The sequence below is a fragment of the Lysinibacillus sp. EB106-09-02-XG168 genome, from assembly GCF_058791475.1.
Genome location: NZ_JBYTDN010000003.1, coordinates 2,875,445 through 2,894,523 on the forward strand (window position 1 = coordinate 2,875,445; position 19,079 = coordinate 2,894,523).

25 protein-coding genes are annotated in these 19,079 nt (G+C 35.2%); 5 read left to right on the forward strand and 20 right to left on the reverse strand.

Annotated elements, in window-relative coordinates; translation table 11 throughout:
* Positions 1–26 precede the first annotated feature (26 nt).
* Positions 27–416: a large conductance mechanosensitive channel protein MscL gene (mscL, locus tag AC3WSO_RS14885; RefSeq protein WP_492531844.1), complete on the forward strand. Its 390-nt coding sequence runs from the start codon at positions 27–29 to the stop codon at positions 414–416.
* Positions 417–639: 223 nt separating this feature from the next.
* Here the strand turns inward: mscL and AC3WSO_RS14890 are convergent, their stop codons facing one another.
* The gene (locus AC3WSO_RS14890) at positions 640–909 is read right to left on the reverse strand and encodes a Rossmann-fold NAD(P)-binding domain-containing protein (RefSeq protein ID WP_492531846.1); all 270 of its coding nucleotides are present in this window, start codon (positions 907–909) and stop codon (positions 640–642) included.
* A 308-nt stretch (positions 910–1,217) separates the two neighbouring features.
* Here AC3WSO_RS14890 and AC3WSO_RS14895 point away from each other — a divergent pair, with 308 nt between their 5' ends.
* Both AC3WSO_RS14895 and AC3WSO_RS14900 read left to right on the forward strand, forming a co-directional pair.
* Positions 1,218–2,333 carry a methionine biosynthesis PLP-dependent protein gene (locus tag AC3WSO_RS14895; protein WP_492531848.1) on the forward strand — a complete coding sequence of 372 codons (1,116 nt, stop codon included), beginning with the start codon at positions 1,218–1,220 and terminating at the stop codon, positions 2,331–2,333.
* Between the two features lie 2 nt (positions 2,334–2,335).
* A complete protein-coding gene (locus AC3WSO_RS14900) occupies positions 2,336–3,499 on the forward strand; it encodes an aminotransferase class I/II-fold pyridoxal phosphate-dependent enzyme (protein WP_492531850.1) in 1,164 nt (387 codons plus the stop codon).
* 59 nt (positions 3,500–3,558) lie between these two features.
* Here AC3WSO_RS14900 and AC3WSO_RS14905 read toward each other — a convergent pair whose 3' ends face one another.
* The gene (locus AC3WSO_RS14905; protein ID WP_492531852.1) at positions 3,559–3,987 is read right to left on the reverse strand and encodes an NUDIX hydrolase; all 429 of its coding nucleotides are present in this window, start codon (positions 3,985–3,987) and stop codon (positions 3,559–3,561) included.
* 68 nt (positions 3,988–4,055) lie between these two features.
* Here AC3WSO_RS14905 and AC3WSO_RS14910 point away from each other — a divergent pair, with 68 nt between their 5' ends.
* Complete coding sequence (locus tag AC3WSO_RS14910) at positions 4,056–4,544, forward strand: GNAT family N-acetyltransferase (RefSeq protein WP_492531854.1); 489 nt, start codon at positions 4,056–4,058, stop codon at positions 4,542–4,544.
* Between the two features lie 45 nt (positions 4,545–4,589).
* Here AC3WSO_RS14910 and AC3WSO_RS14915 read toward each other — a convergent pair whose 3' ends face one another.
* From AC3WSO_RS14915 to AC3WSO_RS14970, 12 genes are all read right to left on the reverse strand, one after another.
* The gene (locus AC3WSO_RS14915) at positions 4,590–4,901 is read right to left on the reverse strand and encodes a cupin domain-containing protein (RefSeq protein WP_492531856.1); all 312 of its coding nucleotides are present in this window, start codon (positions 4,899–4,901) and stop codon (positions 4,590–4,592) included.
* Between the two features lie 166 nt (positions 4,902–5,067).
* Complete coding sequence (locus AC3WSO_RS14920; protein WP_492531857.1) at positions 5,068–5,541, reverse strand: hypothetical protein; 474 nt, start codon at positions 5,539–5,541, stop codon at positions 5,068–5,070.
* Positions 5,542–5,555: 14 nt separating this feature from the next.
* Positions 5,556–5,786, reverse strand: coding sequence for a DUF1963 domain-containing protein (locus AC3WSO_RS14925; protein WP_492531859.1), 231 nt, complete (start codon positions 5,784–5,786; stop codon positions 5,556–5,558).
* Complete coding sequence (locus AC3WSO_RS14930; protein ID WP_492531860.1) at positions 5,717–6,430, reverse strand: YwqG family protein; 714 nt, start codon at positions 6,428–6,430, stop codon at positions 5,717–5,719. The genes AC3WSO_RS14925 and AC3WSO_RS14930 overlap by 70 nt, the downstream gene beginning before the upstream one ends.
* A 142-nt stretch (positions 6,431–6,572) precedes the next feature.
* Complete coding sequence (locus AC3WSO_RS14935; protein WP_430982176.1) at positions 6,573–6,758, reverse strand: YpzG family protein; 186 nt, start codon at positions 6,756–6,758, stop codon at positions 6,573–6,575.
* Between the two features lie 50 nt (positions 6,759–6,808).
* Positions 6,809–7,594 carry a nucleotidyltransferase domain-containing protein gene (locus AC3WSO_RS14940; RefSeq protein ID WP_492531862.1) on the reverse strand — a complete coding sequence of 262 codons (786 nt, stop codon included), beginning with the start codon at positions 7,592–7,594 and terminating at the stop codon, positions 6,809–6,811.
* A gap of 28 nt (positions 7,595–7,622) precedes the next feature.
* Positions 7,623–9,266, reverse strand: a complete 1,644-nt coding sequence (locus tag AC3WSO_RS14945) for a sensor domain-containing diguanylate cyclase (protein WP_492531864.1) — start codon at positions 9,264–9,266, stop codon at positions 7,623–7,625.
* Positions 9,267–9,387: 121 nt separating this feature from the next.
* Complete coding sequence (locus tag AC3WSO_RS14950; RefSeq protein ID WP_427489580.1) at positions 9,388–9,636, reverse strand: hypothetical protein; 249 nt, start codon at positions 9,634–9,636, stop codon at positions 9,388–9,390.
* Positions 9,629–10,132, reverse strand: coding sequence for an RNA polymerase sigma factor (locus tag AC3WSO_RS14955; protein WP_492534375.1), 504 nt, complete (start codon positions 10,130–10,132; stop codon positions 9,629–9,631). The genes AC3WSO_RS14950 and AC3WSO_RS14955 overlap by 8 nt, the downstream gene beginning before the upstream one ends.
* Before the next feature lie 10 nt (positions 10,133–10,142).
* Positions 10,143–10,520, reverse strand: coding sequence for a group-specific protein (locus AC3WSO_RS14960; protein WP_492531866.1), 378 nt, complete (start codon positions 10,518–10,520; stop codon positions 10,143–10,145).
* An 8-nt stretch (positions 10,521–10,528) separates the two neighbouring features.
* Positions 10,529–11,278 carry an ABC transporter permease gene (locus AC3WSO_RS14965; RefSeq protein WP_492531868.1) on the reverse strand — a complete coding sequence of 250 codons (750 nt, stop codon included), beginning with the start codon at positions 11,276–11,278 and terminating at the stop codon, positions 10,529–10,531.
* A complete protein-coding gene (locus tag AC3WSO_RS14970) occupies positions 11,275–11,997 on the reverse strand; it encodes an ATP-binding cassette domain-containing protein (protein ID WP_492531870.1) in 723 nt (240 codons plus the stop codon). The genes AC3WSO_RS14965 and AC3WSO_RS14970 overlap by 4 nt, the downstream gene beginning before the upstream one ends.
* Before the next feature lie 273 nt (positions 11,998–12,270).
* Here AC3WSO_RS14970 and AC3WSO_RS14975 point away from each other — a divergent pair, with 273 nt between their 5' ends.
* Positions 12,271–12,861, forward strand: a complete 591-nt coding sequence (locus AC3WSO_RS14975; protein WP_492531872.1) for a hypothetical protein — start codon at positions 12,271–12,273, stop codon at positions 12,859–12,861.
* A gap of 77 nt (positions 12,862–12,938) precedes the next feature.
* Here AC3WSO_RS14975 and AC3WSO_RS14980 read toward each other — a convergent pair whose 3' ends face one another.
* The 6 genes from AC3WSO_RS14980 to AC3WSO_RS15005 all read right to left on the reverse strand — a co-directional run bounded on the left by AC3WSO_RS14980 (position 12,939) and on the right by AC3WSO_RS15005 (position 19,044).
* Positions 12,939–14,066: a C45 family autoproteolytic acyltransferase/hydrolase gene (locus AC3WSO_RS14980; protein ID WP_492531874.1), complete on the reverse strand. Its 1,128-nt coding sequence runs from the start codon at positions 14,064–14,066 to the stop codon at positions 12,939–12,941.
* Between the two features lie 86 nt (positions 14,067–14,152).
* Positions 14,153–15,001, reverse strand: coding sequence for a MerR family transcriptional regulator (locus tag AC3WSO_RS14985; protein WP_492531876.1), 849 nt, complete (start codon positions 14,999–15,001; stop codon positions 14,153–14,155).
* Positions 15,002–15,399: 398 nt separating this feature from the next.
* Positions 15,400–16,686, reverse strand: coding sequence for an alpha/beta hydrolase (locus AC3WSO_RS14990; RefSeq protein WP_492531878.1), 1,287 nt, complete (start codon positions 16,684–16,686; stop codon positions 15,400–15,402).
* Between the two features lie 13 nt (positions 16,687–16,699).
* Complete coding sequence (locus tag AC3WSO_RS14995) at positions 16,700–17,779, reverse strand: DUF1648 domain-containing protein (RefSeq protein ID WP_492531880.1); 1,080 nt, start codon at positions 17,777–17,779, stop codon at positions 16,700–16,702.
* Between the two features lie 7 nt (positions 17,780–17,786).
* Positions 17,787–18,164 (reverse strand): GntR family transcriptional regulator, encoded by a 378-nt coding sequence (locus tag AC3WSO_RS15000; protein ID WP_492531881.1) that lies wholly within the window; start codon positions 18,162–18,164, stop codon positions 17,787–17,789.
* Positions 18,165–18,666: 502 nt separating this feature from the next.
* Complete coding sequence (locus AC3WSO_RS15005; RefSeq protein ID WP_492531883.1) at positions 18,667–19,044, reverse strand: carboxymuconolactone decarboxylase family protein; 378 nt, start codon at positions 19,042–19,044, stop codon at positions 18,667–18,669.
* Positions 19,045–19,079 lie beyond the last annotated feature (35 nt).

The following is a 19,079-nucleotide window of genomic DNA, read 5'->3' on the forward strand; positions in this document are numbered from 1 at the left end:
TGGATAATTATAGGGAGGAATTTGTTTTGTGGAAAGACTTTAAAGAGTTTGCTATGAAAGGCAATATTGTCGATCTAGCAGTGGCAGTAGTAATCGGTGGTGCTTTCGGTAAAATTGTTACCTCCTTAGTTGAAAATATCATTATGCCATTAGTCGGTGTCTTAACTGGTGGTATTGATTTAACAGAAAGCTTTAAGTATGGCTCAGGTGATGCTCAAGTAAAATTAGGCGTATTTTTACAGTCGATTCTTGACTTTTTAATAATAGCATTTGCAATTTTCATGGCATTACGAGTTATGACCAAACTATCTCGTAAAAAAGAAGAGGCTGTTGTGGAAGAACCAGCACCAGAATTGGATTCTAAAGAAGAGCTTCTAAAAGAAATTCGGGATTTACTAAAAAAAGAACAAGCTTAAACCATATTCAAAAAGAATCTGCCCATTGCAACGGATAAGCCGAAGTAATGGGCAGATTCTTTTTTATTGAAGAGATTTATTTATGGACGTAAATTCCATGGTTCAAATATGCCCACATGTTTTTCCGGTATTTCTTGTTTGATTGCATCAATAATTCCTTTTGCAATTTCACTATTTGTTAGCCATCTTGAAGAATTGTTCTTTTCTATGACAAATCCAAGTTTCACTTCTCGATGATACCGTCATTTTTTATGAAAGAGCTACTTCCTTTTATATGGTATAAAATCATATTGTTTGTAGTAGGAATTGCTTCTAAAAGTGACTCCCAAACTCTTTTATCAGAGCCATGAATCCAAGCAATAATACAATCAAATGTTCCATTATTTTGCTGAGACTCTGTTATTGCCAATTTAAAGTGATTGTAATTCGTATAATCAACTAATATAGGTGACAATTTCGATTCATTTTTAACTTCATCTATCAAATTTTGCATTTTCTTTTGTTGTCTACCGATAACGGTTACCTGATTAACTTGCTGTATAAGTCATAAAGAAACATCCTTTAGCATTCCTGTCCCACCTATCACTAACCAATTTTTCATTTTATTTTCCTCCCTCACTTATCTCCTACTATTCCTAGATGATTAAATTTAAATAATCTCTCTAATTTTCTGAAATTATCTTGTTCTTCTTTAGTATACATGTTAAATTGGTAACTATTATTGAGAATATTGGGACAAGAAGTTCTAATCTTTTAGATATTTTGACTCCCCATTATTATGATGAAGAAAAGAGTGACGACATGACAAACAGCAGAAGTATTGAAACAAAACTTGTACAACTTGGCAATTTAAGTGATCCGTTAACAGGTGCTGTTAACCCACCCATCCATTTATCGACAGCTTACAAACATACAGGTATCGGTGAATCCACTGGTTTTGATTACACACGAACAAAAAATCCAACTCGTGCACTATTAGAAGCCGGAATTGCGGACTTAGAGGGCGGAGATATGGGCTTTGCCTGTAGCTCTGGTATGGCGGCGATTCAATTAGTTTTATCATTGTTTAAGCCTGGTGATGAATTAGTGGTGCCTGATGATTTATATGGTGGTACATATCGACTTTTTAATTTCTTTGAAGAAACATATAATATTAAGCCTGTCTACTCAAAATTCGAATCGGTTGAGCAGGTAGAAGCATTAATCACCGACAATACACGTGCCCTATTCATTGAAACGCCGACAAATCCGCTTATGCAGGAATTTGATTTGCAATTATATGCGGAATTAGCTCACAAGCATGGGGCATGGTTAATTGTCGATAACACGTTCTATACACCTTATTTCCAACGTCCAATTGAATTAGGTGCAGACATTGTCATTCATTCAGCAACTAAATATATTGGTGGTCATAATGATGTGTTAGCTGGTTTAGTTGTCGCTAAGGGTGCTGAATTAGCAGAACGCATTGGCTTTATTCACAATGGTAGCGGTATGGTATTAGGTCCGATGGATTCCTGGTTACTTATTCGTGGATTAAAAACATTGCATCTTCGATTAAAGCAGCACGATGCAAATGCAAAAGCAATTGCTGCCTATTTAGAGGAAGAAGAGCTTGTAACAGACGTGCTCTACACAGGAAAAGGTGGTATGCTTTCATTCCGCTTGAAAAAAGCCGAGTGGATTGACCCATTCCTTCGAAACTTGAAGTTAATTACATTCGCTGAAAGTCTTGGTGGTGTTGAAAGCTTTATTACATATCCTGCTACTCAAACACATGCGGATATGCCATATGAAGAACGCATTGAACGTGGTGTTTGTGACCGATTACTCCGCTTCTCTATTGGCGTTGAAGAAGCTGACGATTTAATTGGGGATTTAAAACAAGTATTCGATATCCTTAGAAAAGAGGCTTAATGATGAAGCAGCATATTGAAACAAGTTTAATTCACGCTGGTGTTCGTGACGGCTATGAAAATAAAAAAGGTGCAGTCAATGTGCCTATGTATATATCATCTACTTTCCATCAGGAGCGTATCGATGAATTCGGCGAATATGATTATGCACGTTCTGGCAACCCTACGCGGGATGCACTAGAAAAAGCAGTAGCGGAGCTTGAAGGTGGGATCAGAGCCCATGCATACTCTTCTGGAATTGCGGCAGTATCTGCAGCATTAATGCTATTATCTCAGGGTGATCATATAGTCATTACAGAGGATGTTTATGGAGGAACATACCGCTTCGTCTCAAAAGTCTTACCACGCTTCGGTATTTCTCATACTTTCGTCGATTTCACAGATTTAGCTGCGGTAGAAGCTGCCATTACACCAGCTACAAAGCTACTCTATATGGAAACACCGTCGAATCCAACACTTGGCATCACAGATATCCGTGGAGTAGTAGCACTTGCCAAGCAGCATAATTGCTTAACGTTTTTAGATAATACTTTTATGACACCTTTACACCAACGTCCACTTGAGCTAGGTGTCGATGTTGTTATTCATAGTGCTACAAAGTTTTTATCTGGGCATTCCGATATTATTGCAGGATTAACAATCACTGCTGATGAAAAGATCGGTCAGGACCTTTACTTTATCCAAAATTCATTCGGCAATATATTAGGTGTACAGGACTGCTTTACTTTATTGCAAAACATGAAAACAACAGATGTGCGTTTTAGTCGATCTACTGAATCGGCACAAAAGATTGCAGAGTTTTTAGATACAAACGCTCTTGTCGAGCAAGTATATTACCCTGGGCTTGCATCACATCCTGGTTATGAGATTCATCAAAGTCAGTCAACTAGTACAGGTGCAGTATTATCCTTCCGCCTCCCTAGCTATGAAGCTGCAAAAGCACTTGTAGAAGCGATGAAAATTCCAGTGTTCGCTGTCTCTCTAGGTGGCGTAGAATCGATTTTATCCTACCCTGCTAAAATGAGTCATGCAGCAATGGAACCTGAGGAACGTGCAAAACGTGGTATTACTGATGGTTTATTACGTTTCTCAGTAGGGCTTGAGCATGTTGACGATCTGATTGCGGATTTCGCTCAAGCATTAGAGGTTGCCGCTAAGGCAATATAATAGGACAAACGCGTTTCCCAAATTTGGAAACGCGTTTTATTTATAACCTTCCAGATGATTTAATTGTTCACACGAGCTAGTACTCGATATAAATAATCTCCATGTCCCTTCGCTAGTGTTACTTCTTGTTCATCTGATATCCAGTAAAAAGAAAACTCTAAGTCTGACTCGTTTACACCTGTCGGACAATGCTTCCACGAATCTCGTTTTTCATTTGCCGTTAAATGATAAAAATAGCGCTTTTGTAATACTCCTGAATGATGATTAAAATAATCTTGGGCAATTAACCCCTTCACTACTAAATGGTCTAAACCCGTCTCCTCAAACATCTCCCGTGTTACAGCTTCTAGCGGTGTTTCCTCTTCTTCTACCGTGCCTTTCGGAATTTGAATCCCTGCTCCTTCTGTATTTTGCTCAAATACTAGCACTTGTAACTGACCCTCATGCTCTCTCGTAATATAGCCAAATGCTTTTTCAACAACTTGCATGAAGTCATCCCCCTTCTCGTGATTTATGTTACAGTAAATAGAAAAATTGGAATTGCGGGCGAAAAGTATTGAGTTCAATTATACGACATATGCAAAAGAATGACATCATTTCTGTGCAAGAAATTGCCAAAAAGAGTTGGCAACAAACATATGAAGGAATTATCCCCTATGAGATTCAAGATCGTTTTTTACAAGCCGCTTATAGTAGAGACCGATTGCAAGGTCGTTTAGAAAAAAGTTTATTTTTAGTTGCTATAATTGGAGAATCGATTGTAGGCTTTGCCAATTTTTCAAATGTTGTAAATGGAGAGGCAGAGCTTTTCTCGATATATTTACTTCCTGAAACTCAGGGTAAAGGAATTGGTACAACCTTATTACAGGAAGGGATCAAAATGCTTCCAGATTTAACGTCACTTTTAGTATGTGTAGAAAAGGAAAATACGATTGGTATGAACTTTTACGAGGCAAAGGACTTTAAAAAAACAGAGGATTTTGACGAGTTATTTGATGGCCACTTATTGAAAACAGTTAAATTAAGCTTAACACGAACTGCTTAGTGCAACGGAGTTAAAACTTACTCCGTTACACATTTTATATGTAATCTAGGCAATATGGATTTGCTCGAATTGGATGACAAGTGCTGTTAAGCCTGAATGACTCCCAGATTCATGAGCCTCTCCTGTTTGCCAAAGAACACCTTCCCCAGTCTTTAAAATTATTTTCTCATGATCCTCACCACAAGCCCATCCTTCTCCTTGGATTACAATAAACAACTGTGGTACAGGTGCCTCATGCATCCCAACAACACCACCAGGTTCTATATAAATGAAGCCAATATTAGCAGGCTCCGCAGTTTTCATGATTTTCGTATAAAAAGCATCTATTGATAGATAATTATTGATTTGATTGGACAATTCTTGTGAGAAATTATATTTTTTATGTAATTTACATGCTCCTTTTTCTTATTGATAGCCAAAATTATTATTTGCGAACCATTTTATACATTAAATCATCGTATATATATTCATTGTCATGTAGTTTATTTTTCAAAGCTTTCTTTCCAATTTATTTTTTACGATTCTACAATAGCTGCTCGACATCATCATAGGTAAGTCGGAATATTTTTGTGTCAGGCGTAATACTCATAAAATACACTTTTACGTTTTCTAATCCGAATTGCTGTTCAAGGGCTGACCATTCATCAGGCGTTAAGAAAACAAAGCCTAGTGTATCTGAACCTATTGATTCCATCCACATACGTATTTCATAATCAGGCTGTAAAATCTCGTTTAATGCAATGATAGTTGGATCACAGCTATCATCCGACTCCATCACCACAAGGGATTTTTTATCACCATAGATAATATATAAATCAACACCTCTCTCATTGTTTACAACATGCTCATACGTTAGCTTCCCTGTGTTTAATAGTTTCTCGCTATAATGAACAATATCAGCATTGTCTTCACACCAGTCAATCCAAAAAACGTGTTCCGCTAATTTTTCATCATCAAGATTTGATAAATAGTTTTGAATAAATGTAATATCTCGCATTCCATCACTCTCCTTTAAAAGCACTGTAAAACTACCCATGCTTTATCGAATTGTTTATTTTTACAATCTTCCTCACGTATCCAGAAGTACAATCTGCCACTATCGCCCCACATAAGCCCTAGATCATCCTCCGTATCAAATTGGAGTAATAATCGCCAATCAATTGCGCCTGCCTCTAACTCTTTTCGTAAAGGATCGCTATATCCTGTTGAGTCTCCACAATAGCATTTGTCACCATTTGACATTCTAAATACATATCACCTTGAATCGCATCTGGATATCCGTCTATGCGATGAGTAGCCATAGACAAATCATCTTCCTCCATCCACTCGTATTCAAAATCTCTGTATCTATCAGCTTCTTCTTCACTTAATATCTCTTCTAAATACATCGAGTATGGCGAATCCCATGATGGAGGTGTCAATTCATTCTTAAATTGTAGCGTCGCGCTGTCGATGTTACCATGCTCAAGTAATAATACAGGAATTTCCATTCTACTCAGGCTACTAGTCTCTTGAGAGAAATAGAAAACTTTAAATCCATCATGATCTTCTGGGTCGTATCCCCAAGGTTGCTCGACAGCATCATAGAAAAAAGAAAGCACACCATCCGCTGGTAATAAACTGTTTGTATCATAAGCCTTGATTTCTATTAGATTTAGTTGGCAAAGAAAATACAACGGTCTATTGTCTTTTGTATGTGGCCATGAGAAATCAGATGGTAGATCCGGACAGCCACCAACTTTTGAGCCGCCAATCTGTATTTTTTCTTCAGGTATTTGATTTGCCATCATTCGAATAGATTCCTTTGCGAGAGGTAATAATTCCTCCGCTTTTTGCTCTAAGCCAAATTCCTTTAATCTCTTCTTTATTTTTTCTACGCTGCTCATTTACTTTCGCCTCCTAAAATTGTATTTATTTTTTCATATATTCATTTTATCAGAACAAGCATGAAAAACCCTATAAATTAACAGCAAATAAAAAAACCCAGAATATGTTCTGGGCTTGATGACACTTACTTTTCTAGCATGATTAAAACTGTCGGGCTTTTGCTTCACTTCTCAAGATACGGTTATGGAGAGTAATCTCCGTTTCACCATTAACTTGCGATTTTGAATGCTTAATCCTTGACCAGTTGCGGTGGATTTTTTGAGATTTTGGGTCTAAATGTTCGAACCTACTCATTCGTGCCATCCTCCTCATCAATATAGATTTCATAAGTGAAACCTTTTTTAGTATGACCTTGCGATTTAAAATTATTCAGTTTTCTATCCCCATACTTCTTGCAATGTACTTCTAAATAACGCATCTAATTTTTGTGTAGGATCATCGACTTTAACGTGGAGATTTTTACAGTATGACTCAATATGCTCTATTTCTTTATCTAAATACTCATTAATACTATTAATACGTGGCTCCATATTTAGTTCGTCACCAGCCATTTTCCTCTGCAAAAGTTGCTCAATTTCGGTTTTTAAAGGACCTTCAGAAATAATTGCATTTAACAATTCCTGAAAATCAATTGGTGGAACCGTATTGTTTTTCTCTATCCATTTACATGCTAAAACTGGTCTAAGGACATAGAAATATTTTTTTATTTTCACTTCTGATCCTTGTAAATACTCTCGATAATTGTTTTTAGCCATGTTTAAATAGTGATATAAACTTGCATTTGGATAAAATACTTCACTTTCCAGTAATAGTACATTGTCAATAAACGAATATTGCTGGTCATACACAATATTGCTTCGTAACCACTCTAATAGCGGTGGATTACTTTTGCGAAATAACCTTAATGCCTTTGTTATTTCCCAACCACTAATATCCAATAAATCATTAATAGGTACTTCTATCACATCCCTCTTAGCACCAATTCCTTGAGGGTCAATTGAAAGATACCACTGAGGTTGATGAATATATATGAAACGAACATCATAATCGCTATCCTTGGAAGGAAATCCCCAAGCACGACTACCTGATTCTACAGCATATAAAATTTTCACTTGATACTCTTTTTCAATTTCTTTTAATTTACTTAGTATAATTTCCTTCATATAAATACCACTTTCCAAATTTAGTCTTTTAAAGCATCTGGTTTGTATCAACTTTACCTGTATGATCACATACTCTCAGTTGGTTTCGACCGCTCTCCTTTGCAATATAAAGTGCTTGATCCGCCTTGTCAAGTAACTCATAAAATGTTGAATGACCATACCCTGCGATGCCAATACTCACTGTCACATTGATCTGAACATCATCCGTATAATAAGGATGATGTTCAACATGCTTTCGAACTCTTTCCGCTATCTTTACTGCGCTCTCTAACGTAGTATTTGGAGATAAAATGACAAACTCCTCTCCCCCATATCTTGTAATAATGTCGATTCTTCGCACAGCATTTGTAATGATATTTGCGACGTGTTTTAGAACTTCATCACCGATTAAATGCCCATATGTATCATTGACCTTTTTGAAAAAATCAATATCAATCGCTATACATGAACAATGATTTTGTTCCTCTAAACATTTCTGAAAAACAAGCTCCCCATGTTCAATCAAATAACGGCGATTATACAGCTTCGTCAACTGACAAGTAACAGATAATTCTTTCAGTAAGATTGTATCCGTTTTCACCTTAGCACTCATTTCGTTGAAGGACGAACAGAGCACCTGAAATTCATGTGCATAAGGTGCCAGCAGTTGTTCATCTATTTGATAATCATAAAATCCTTGTTCTACTTTTCTAACGCCTGTAAGAAGCTGTTGGATTGGTTCTTCAATTCTTTTAGAAAGATGTAACATCATTTTAATCGTAAAAAACGAACCTACGACTAAACAAAAGGTTATCAATAAAATTCTAATGATTAATGGTTGATACGCCTCAAACAGACCTATTTCTGAGATGATATACCACTTTCCTTCATTTATAGGCTTACTTTTTGCAAGAACTCGCTTATTATTCGCATCTTTATAAAGCTCTAGGTCACTTATTGTATTTTTTTTAGCTGCGTTAAGGATATGCTCATCCACTAAATAATTGCTAGAAGTCCGTTGCTGTTTATTATTAAATTCTGTGAGCATAGTACCTTTCTGATCTATAATATAAGCTTTTCCTAAAAAGCCAACTCTTGATCCATGTAGCAGTTGATCGATGGTGTCTAAATTTACTGCACCAAAAACTACACCATTGAATTGTTGTTGTGCATTTAAAATCGGTGAAGCAAATGCAAGAATAGGCTTATTCGTAACTTTACTAATTAAAATATCTGTTATATATGGTTGTTTTGTTTTTTTAGCAGCCTGAAAATACTTACGATTCTTTACGTCCATTCCAACACCAACACCAGTTGTACTATATTCAGTAACTGTATCAAATTGTACGATGCCTTCTTTATTAACGAATATTAAGTCTGTAAAGTCTGTCTTTTCTTTAAAATCTAGAAAAAAAGCTTGCGATTTTTCATAATTATAATTCTTTACAAAATCTAAATTAGCTATTGTATGTATATCACTGGATCTTTCTAATAACCAGCTTTCAAAAAAATATGTTTGAGCATCCAAATAATGCGTCATCTCTTCATTCTGATGCTGAATAGTTTGCCGATATTCAATGTAAAGCGTTGGAATAAAAATACATAGACCAATAATAAAAGTAATCCATAAAAGCGCTCGATGAAGCTGACCTTTTATCGTGTTTGGTCGTGGAAATTTTTTCAAAACCCTCAAAGCACTAACCCCCAAATTAATCTAAATATTTCCTAAAAATGGGCAATAAATAGTATTTTACTCATTAAAAATACCACAACCGAATGATTGTGGCAGTGAGAAATTTAATAGTTGATAAAAATTATTGCAATAAAATTTGGAGAATTGTTATAAATACAGCCGCAACAATGGGCACTATTTTTAAAGAGGTATAGCCGACTGAAGATGTACATATTGGCTCTAACGGATCCTTCGTTGGTGAAGCTAAATATTGAAGAAAACGTTGCCAGCGACTTTTCTTGTATGTCATTAGCTGCTTTGGAATCTCCACTTTATCTTGATCTAAGCTGTCTTTTAACCATTGTTCCTTTTGAAATTCATCCTTAAGCATCGAAATCCTCCTTTAGCTTTTCCTTTAAGGTCCTTATCGCATTATGTAGCCTTGATTTGACTGTGCCAAGTGGAATGGACAAAATTTGTGCAATTTCCTCCTGTGGCAAATCATGATAGTAAACGAGCAAAATAACCGCTCGTTGTTTTTCCGGTAATTGAAGTATCGCCTCTTGTATCGTTAATTTCTCATCAGCAGACATTCGATGACTGGGCGTCGGTACTAAAAACGGGAATAGCGTGCGCCATTTTTTGCGCCGATTCAATTTATTAATCATTAAGCGATAAGCGATTTGAAATAAAAAAGCTTTTACCGTTCCCTTTTGCTCATCAAAATCTTCTTTTATATATTGTAAACGCTCAAAGGTATCTTGCACAATATCAATGCTTAGCTGATCTTCCCGAGTATAGCGAAATAAAAAGCAGTATAATGGCTCATACAAACGACTATAGAGCTGTTCAAAACCCTCGACTTCGCCGTTTTTATAGGCCTCCATCCACTCTTCATTACTCATCATCTAGCTCATCCCCCCAATGAGCCTTAATGGACTTTAATGTCATGGATACACGTGTAACTAAGTATAAGACTATTACAATGACCCATGCTTGCGATTGATTTGTAAAAAACTGTACATAAGGATTCTCTATTGTTTGACGAAAAGACAAGAGAATATTTAATGCCTGCACACAAAATATTGTATATATGGCCAATACGAGCGTTAAAGTATCAAATACATTCCATCGTAAATAAATGGTTGTTTTTTTATAATTAATTTTTCCATTTTCACGAACAACATATTTTTTATTCATCGGGATTGTAATTCCCAAAATAATAATAGTCCAAACGCCAACGGCAATTAAAGATACAATAAATCCAATTCCCATAAAATCACCTACTTACTTATATATACTTTTTTAGCGATGGCTGCTAGCACCAAGCTAAGAACTGTTAAAATTATAAAATACTGATATTGTGGGAGCCAAGTTTCGTCCAATACATTTAAAGACACTTGCAAGCTATCAAATAAATATAACATCGGATTCCAGATTATGAAAATAAAATAATCCTGCGGGTTTTTCTCTGCAAGCGTTAAAAACATCGTTGTCATCGTTACTGAAAACATGAATAAAATCATAATTGGCGTTAACATGCTTTGAGCTACTTTCTCGTTTTTAAATAGACCTGCTAATATAAAACTCAATGGATATAATGCCAGTAAAACAAAATTACTAATTAAAACAATCATACTATATGATGAAAGTGAAATGTCAATGATGAAGGAATAGCCAATGAGTAGTAACACTAAAAATACATTTAATAATGTAAAGACACCCATTCCCATACCAATATAGTAAGTGTGTGGCTTAACGCCTGTTCGCTGTATCCATTGGAACGTTTTATTAGCCTTCAAATCTGCCAAATATATAGTAGCGCTAGAAAATGCAAATGAGAAAATTACCATTAAAATCGAAATTGGTAAAAACTGACCTATAATCACAAAATCTATCCCATCTCCGGTCACTATATTTTTACAAATCACTGAAGTAATCATAAATATAAATGCTGGCAACAAATTTCCAATAGCCATTCCTGGATTACGGATACTTTCTAACATATACATATGTGCAACTTGTTTCATCATCCTGCTTTCCCTCCTAAAATTTGGCCTGTCGCTTCATAGTAGAGACCTTCGATTCCCGGCAATTTCGCCTCTGTGTATTTTTGATATAGCTCATCCTGTGTGCTATTTTCAATGAGTTTTCCGTCTTTTAAAATCACTACATAATCAAATAACGGTTCTAATCCTGCTACCTCATGACTAATAATAATAATCATTTTGTTACGTTGACGAATTTCATGCTGTAAGTAAAACATCAGTTGCTTTTTCTTCGTTAAATCTAAATCAGCAAATGGCTCATCTAATATGATGATCGGTTTATTTAATAAAAAAGAAAGGCAGATCGATACTGCTTTTCGCTGACCGCCTGACGCATTTTTCAATAATATGTAGTCATAAGTCGGTAATCCTAATATTTCATAAAGTTCTCCCAAATCAGCTTTATTGTTCGTCAAAGTAGTAAAAAGAGCAATCACTTCACGAATTTTAAGATGCTGATAACTTGAAAAAAATTGGTATTGCAGCGCAACTTGTTCTTGTACATGTTGAGACGCTTCATTGAATACAATAGTACCTGCATCAGGTTTTACATCTCCTGCTATACATTTTGATAATGTAGATTTACCCGCTCCATTTTGACCTAATAATAAATAACAATACCCCATTTTAAATGTAGTCGACACACCATCCAAAACGTTCACACCATTATATTTTTTCACAATATCCTTCACAATAAGCTCCAAAATAAATCCCTCCTTATTTCTATGTTCACTGACTATACAAACGACAAATGGAAAAGGTTCATTTTATTTTTAAAAAAATGAAATAAAATTATATATTTCTATAAAATTATTTTTTATGTAAAATACAAAATTATTGGGAATTAAGTAAATAAAGAGGAATATCATCTTATTATGGCTCTGACGAAAGATGTTTGATGTGAGCGATTAGGCAAGAAATTTTTATCTTATTTTTCCTACAAGATTAATAATACTAACTTAAAAGGAGTTACCTAAGTGCGCGATTTTGAAGAACTTAAGTATTTTTTAGAACCTCATTTTGGTTTGAAAATAGGATGGGAGCTAATCGAATACGCTGTTATTGAACATCGACAATTAAGTAAAAAAGAACGATCCAACTTCAAAAAAGAACTTTTATATATGAAAGAACTGTTAGAACAAAAGCAATATGAAAAAATACAACAAATTATTAAGAAAAATAATTTAGAAGATACAAAGCTTTACAATATTGATAAAATACAAAAATTTATTGATAAGGTTTTACCTATTATAGAGAAATATGAATATAAAAAAGGTATCCCTTATGTCCCCTTTAAAGCTTTAAACTATTTATTTGATACAATTATTACTCCACCTATAACAAAATTATCTTTCGACTTTATTGCTATAGATATAAAAAGAGAAGGAGATACATTTATTCATCATATCTTGCAAGATTTAAAATATGTAGAAAAAGCCTTTATGGAGAAAGATGAAGCTAATATTCAAAAGTTACTACAACTCACTAGAGATAAAGGGGTTACTATTTTTGAATCACAAGATCGTGATAAATTTATCGAAGTAGTAACGAACGAATTAAGTTATTAAATAAGTGTGTAATTGGCGAGTGATATTTCAGTTAAACACAATATGCCTTACCTTTCGGGTATACGCAAAAAGACCTCTCACCGTGGGAGGCCTTTTTGATATTTAGGATTTATAATTTTCCAAAATTCCGTTCCATAGCTTATATTAGTAAATCCAACAGGTATTTGTGTTTTTGCAAAGTTTTCGCCGACCTCTATCTTGTTTACCTGATTTTGTAATGGTGAGCCAAATGAAAATTCCAGTTTTAAGTCAGTAAGGTTAAACAAAATTGAATGGACGGTTCCAAAGCTTTCGTTGTAGTTATGAACAGATAGTCCTTTAGGAAACTCCGTTAATAGAAGTTCTTTGATTTCTTCAATAGATCTTTTACCACTTTCCGTAAATCTTCCCTCTAAAATATCATATCTTAATTGAGAATGCTCAAGTTTGCCCGGCTCCATTTTTTGTATTGAAGAAAATAGACCATGGTTAGTGGCAATAAGATAATCTAGTTCTGCACGTTTCACTTCTTTTATCCCGTCATATGTTCCAATCAAGGCTGCGGCGCCATTTGCATCAGCTATCAGTAAATTCATATTCGTTCCTACTGGCATATTATTTACCATATAAATAGCTTCTTCTACATTTTTACAATTTTCTAATAGAGCTCTGACAATAACCATAAACTGTAACCCAGGTACTACTGGTGGTCTCATACCAGGATATTTGCCAATGGGCATGCCACACGATGCATACGCAACACATAGCCCCTTCTCATTTAAGCCTTCGCTCCGGCCGAATGTAGAAACAGAAAATCCTGTATGAGTATATTTCCCTTCGACGACCGTTGTACATAAACGCATATCTGAAATAGCGGGCGATAAATCATAATTTCTTATGACATATGTTTTACCATCCACCATTTTTCCAGGCAAAACAGCTCCCAAACTACATCCTCCAGGAATTAACCACGCATTTTGATAGAAATGTAGTTGCTCGGGCTTATAGCCAAAGCATTCCGCAAAGCCTTCTAATTCTTTATTTAAACTTGGGCAATACTGCTCTATTTGTGCTTTCATTTGAAAATAAGCTTTGTCCGAAGTTAATTTTTCCGTAAAGAATAGCGATTTCACAAAAGGGTTTTTTTGAAATTCTCGCGCTTGATGTTTTCCAATCTCATACGAACTACCTTTAAGAAATGCAAACTGTCCTGTATTTGTTGTCATTGATGTACTCCATTCTGTATGTTACTAGAAAGACGTTGTTACCTTGCTAATTACAGAATAAAGTCTCCATTTACTGGAGAGTTTAGCTAGTTTCTTAGTTTCACAAACACTGTTGTCAAAAAATCGTTTGGATGGATCTCAATATTTGGTTTGATATTAATTGGGTTAACTACTTCTGATGGGATTAGCCCCTTTATGTATTGCTCCATAAATAGTCCTTCTACATGAAGGGATTGCTCTGTAAGCCATTCCTGCAAGCGACTATAACCAAAATTCAACTCTGGATATGGTCCTTTTACATTTATACAAGCATATCTGCCTTCTGGTATTAGTTTAATAGTATTTGCTGATTGAGTTGCTTTTACTGGCAACAGTAGTTCAACATCTGCTATATTTTGCTTCCTATCGTGTTGATGAAAAATTGCAGTAAGGTCCCCATCTACCTCTAAATGATAAGCATAAATTCGTTCAAATAATTTTTGTACTAGCCTATCTATTTCAATAATATTGATTTTTTTCCGAATGAAAAGCACCTGTATTTCTGGTCGTTCTTCTATGTAACAACTTGATAATGTTGGCTTTGGATTAAATGTCTCAGCATTCTTAATAGAATTTTTCACTTGGACAATATTTTGAATTTGTTCAGCAATTATTTCTTGTTGGTGCTCTAATTCCTGAACTTTTTTATGTAAGCTTAGCTCTAAATCTTGCTTATCATTTCCCCCTTTTATAACCTGTTCAATTTCTTTTAATGAAAAATGACAATCTTTTAGAACTTGAATAGTATTCAACTCTTTCATTTTTTCGTAATCATAATAACGATAGCCGGTCACTTCATCTATAAAAGATGGCTCGAGTAACCCAATATCGCTATAGTAACGAATGGTTTTTACAGGAACATTGCATAGATTTGAAAATTTCCCAATGCTATACATAAAAGCACCTTCTTTTCAATTTAGTTTCGATTCATCGTGCTATTTCATTCACCTTGAATGAATGGAAATAAACCTCTCCTTGCATAGTTATTGTACGATATAATTGTAGTAATTGTTTCAATTTTAATGTAAGTGAGGTGATGAACGCCCTGCTTTAAGTCTCATCAATCAGCTTTCACTCAAATAATGTATAATCACCGTATACGTTTTAATAACTATCAACGATAACTTGGACAAATACAAAAGGTGAAAGGATGCCTACAAACGAAAAGAAGTGTGCTCATGATTTGAACATACTTCTTTTCGTCTTATACTAACTTGCTTCATATGAGTTTTACATTGTTTCCGCGGGTATTTACCTTGCCTCGGCGGATATCTACCTGCCCATAAATATAGCTCTACTTTTCATTTAGAATAAATTGCTGGATGGCTGGTAACAATTCTTTATGAAGTGGTAATGTTGGGTCTGAATACGTCGCAAAATTTTTCGCGCGGTCTGCTGGAGCATTTTTTAACACATGATTCATTCCGTCCATATATACAAGCTCAGCATCTGGTTTTGATTTCTTTAACGCTTCCGCATCAGTTGCAACTACTTGTAAGTCAGTTGTACCTTGAAGAATTAAAACTCGGCTATTCACTTTTACTAACTCACTTGCAGGGTTATATTTTAACCATGAAATCATATATGGTTGAGTCGAAGAACGGAAGAAAGATTGTAACTCTGGCGAAACGTTCTTCACTAGCTCACCTTTTTTCAAAGATGTAAGAGCATCTGTTGATTCTTTTAGAAGGGCTGGTGTTAACTGACCTTTTAATTGCTCTAACAGAACTTCATCTATTGGTCTTCCAGTGCCTGCTATGGAAACAAAGGACTCTACATGTGCTTTTTGTGCTGCCAGCAAACCGATCAGTGAGCCTTCGCTATGGCCAATAATATGAACACTTGAAAATGCTTTATCGGCTAAAAGGGTATTAACTACTTGAACTGCATCATCTACGTATTGGTCAAAAGTGATATCCTCTTCCTTTGTTAAAAGGGATTGATTATCGCCAATTCCACGTTTATCATAGCGGACAGTTGCAATACCATCTTTCGCTAACCCCTCTGCTATCATTTTTAAGCTATTATTTTTGCCAGCTAAGGCTGAATTTCCATCCTTATCAGTTGGGCCAGAGCCTGCTATAATAAGCGCAACTGGAGATGGTTCGTTGCTAGCCTTTTGAAGAGCCGCTGTTAACTCACCATTTTGAACGGGAATCTTCAACGTTTCATACGTTACTGGTTGTTCTGACTGTTCTTTGAATGGCTTTAAGACAAGTGGGAATTTGCCACCATTTTGTTGGAATGTTGCTTCAATTTGCCCATCTTTTAATGTGCCATTAATTTCAATGGCAGAGCCATTTAAGTTGATGGAAACATTCACTTGATTACCATTATAAGTAATGCTATTAAATGGATAATTCCCTTGAGCAGGTATTGACAATTTCCCGTTATCTTTATGCAAATCAACGATAATCGGAAATGCTCCATTTGGTGTTTCAATATTCCCTTCCCATTTTCCGATTAATTGTTCATTCATTTTATTATCCCCTTTCGTCTCTCTCCCTTTTGTATTGTCTTCCTTCTGTGCGCATGCTACTAATAATAAAAGTGCACAACATAAAAATAATAGTTTTTTCATATTATCTCTCCCTTTATAAGGAAATGAACAACAAGATTGGTAATAACATGACAAGTAAAATGATATAGCTCCATTTATTCGCCATATTCACAGTCCAACCAACACCGTATTTCTTTTGCACTAATAGTGATGGATCATTTTTATTGATGTAAACAATACCCCATTTCCAGTAGCGATCATCGGCTGCAGCTGTTTCTTTTGTATGTAAATCATCAAAGCGCTCATTACTTTTACTTAATTTCCAAATGTAGAGGATAAGTCCCCCTAAAGAGACGATCATATAAACAATAAAAAGAGGGAAGAAGTAAGGAACTGTTTGATTTTTTAATATCATTGTCGTGTAATGTAAAACAACAAGAAGAATGGTCATATTATAATTCATCACCGCTAAGTACCAGCTACCACATTTACGCTGTGCAAGCTCTCTATTGGCAGAAGCTTCTTTCGCCTGTGCGCTCAATTGTATTTTGGCACTTTTCATTCCAAAACTCATGATGAAAACGCTAATTTGTATTCCTAGTAAAATAAGTGGGATTATTATTACTGAAATCCATGTTTTTTCAGTCCAACCGTCTACCTCACCTGCTGCATTCCAATGGGTAGCAAATACATTTGGGATGGAATTGTAATTCATATAGGTAAAGGTGATCAATGCTAAAGTAATAATAATTGGTAATGTGAAAAATTTAGGTGAGAGTACTTCATCTCGATCACGTATAGATAGATCTGTCACATAAACAGTTTTGACATGTGCTTCCCAATTTTCATGTTTTTTTAGTTTTATTATTTTTATATGATATAACATATAAAGAGCTGCTGATATGAGTAGGGTAACAAATAACAATATAAAGGATAGTAAAACAAATTTTTCTTCCTGAATGGACGTAAATAGTAGTGAAATTTGGCCTAAAAGAAATGCAGCTGCTATGCTCCCTACCAGCATGCAATAATGCTTTTTAAATAATTGTAATTGCTGATGTTGCACATAGGGCTCAGGAATCGAAACACCAAACACTGTTGTTTTTCTAGACAAAAATGGTGTTAATGTTTCCAGTACGCCTACAAAGATGAAGATGCTTATTATAAAAAGCATATTTCCCCTACTTCCATTGTTTTAGAATCCGATGAAACAAATTTGTCATCTGATCTTTTTCGAGGCCACGTGCAAAGGCCTCTGCCATAATTGGTTTTAATGCATTTTCTACTTTTTCAACTTCCGTCTCTTTTAATTCTTTTTTTTGACCACCGATAATGAGAGCCTTTGCTTTCGGCTTTAATTCAATTAAACCTTTTTCTTCGAGTTCGTGATAACTCTTACTTACCGTACTGACATTAATCCCTAAATCTGCAGCCATTGAACGAACTGAAGGTAATGTTTCACCATTTTTTAGCTCTCCCTTAGCAATTAACTCAATTAACTGATTTGCTAACTGTTTATAGAGCTGTAATTCACTGCTTGGATCTAAATGAATATTCATCTTATTCCTCCAATCTGTATCGTTTATCACCAAACAGAAATCTGTCATACTTAGAGTAATACAGTTTTTTAAAAAAGTCAATTTTTTCTATAAAATGAAAATTAATCTGAGTTTCTACTTCATTACTCTGGCTTTATGATAATAATGCGAGATAAAAAAAAGGACCCAGAAAAATTCTGGATCCAAGAACACTTATTTCTATTTGATTTGATCTGTATCGGTTCTTGCTTCTTCTTAAGATACAGCAAAACAGAATATCCTCTGCCTCACCGATTCATTAAGATTTTAGAAGCTCACCCTATACAGTTGTGGCGGACTTTCCTGAGATTCCTGGTCTTTGGGTGTTTGACTACTCATTCTACATCCTCCTCATCATATTAGATTAATAAGTGATCCTCACTTAATATGAACCGCTTCGCAAGTGTTTATTCATGTGAAAAGCATTTTTATCAAAAGTGGATTGTTCAAGAATAAATCCCCACGAAAATGCAGAGTTTTTATTTTAGGTGTCTTCTTTAAAGACTTGTTGCGCAATCGTTAAAGCATTTTGCACACGGGGAAAACCTATATATGGCACTAATTGTAATAATGCTTCTACAATTTCTGTTTGTGTCAAACCTGCATGTAAACCACGCTTAATATGTGTTTTTGTTTGTGGGGCAGCACCTTGAGTTACTACTGCTGTGATGACAACCAGTGCACGTTTTTTTGCATCTAGCCCTGGTCGAGAATACACTTCACCATAGGCAAATTCAATAATCATTTTGCGTAAATCTGGTGCGATGTCAGCTAGTGCATCCGCCTCAATCATTCTTGCCGCTTCTTCCGTAGTCACATACTGTTTAATTGTTTCGTATCCCTTTGAAAAACGCTCATTCATTGAAAATACCTCCCATTATCATTTAATTACACAAA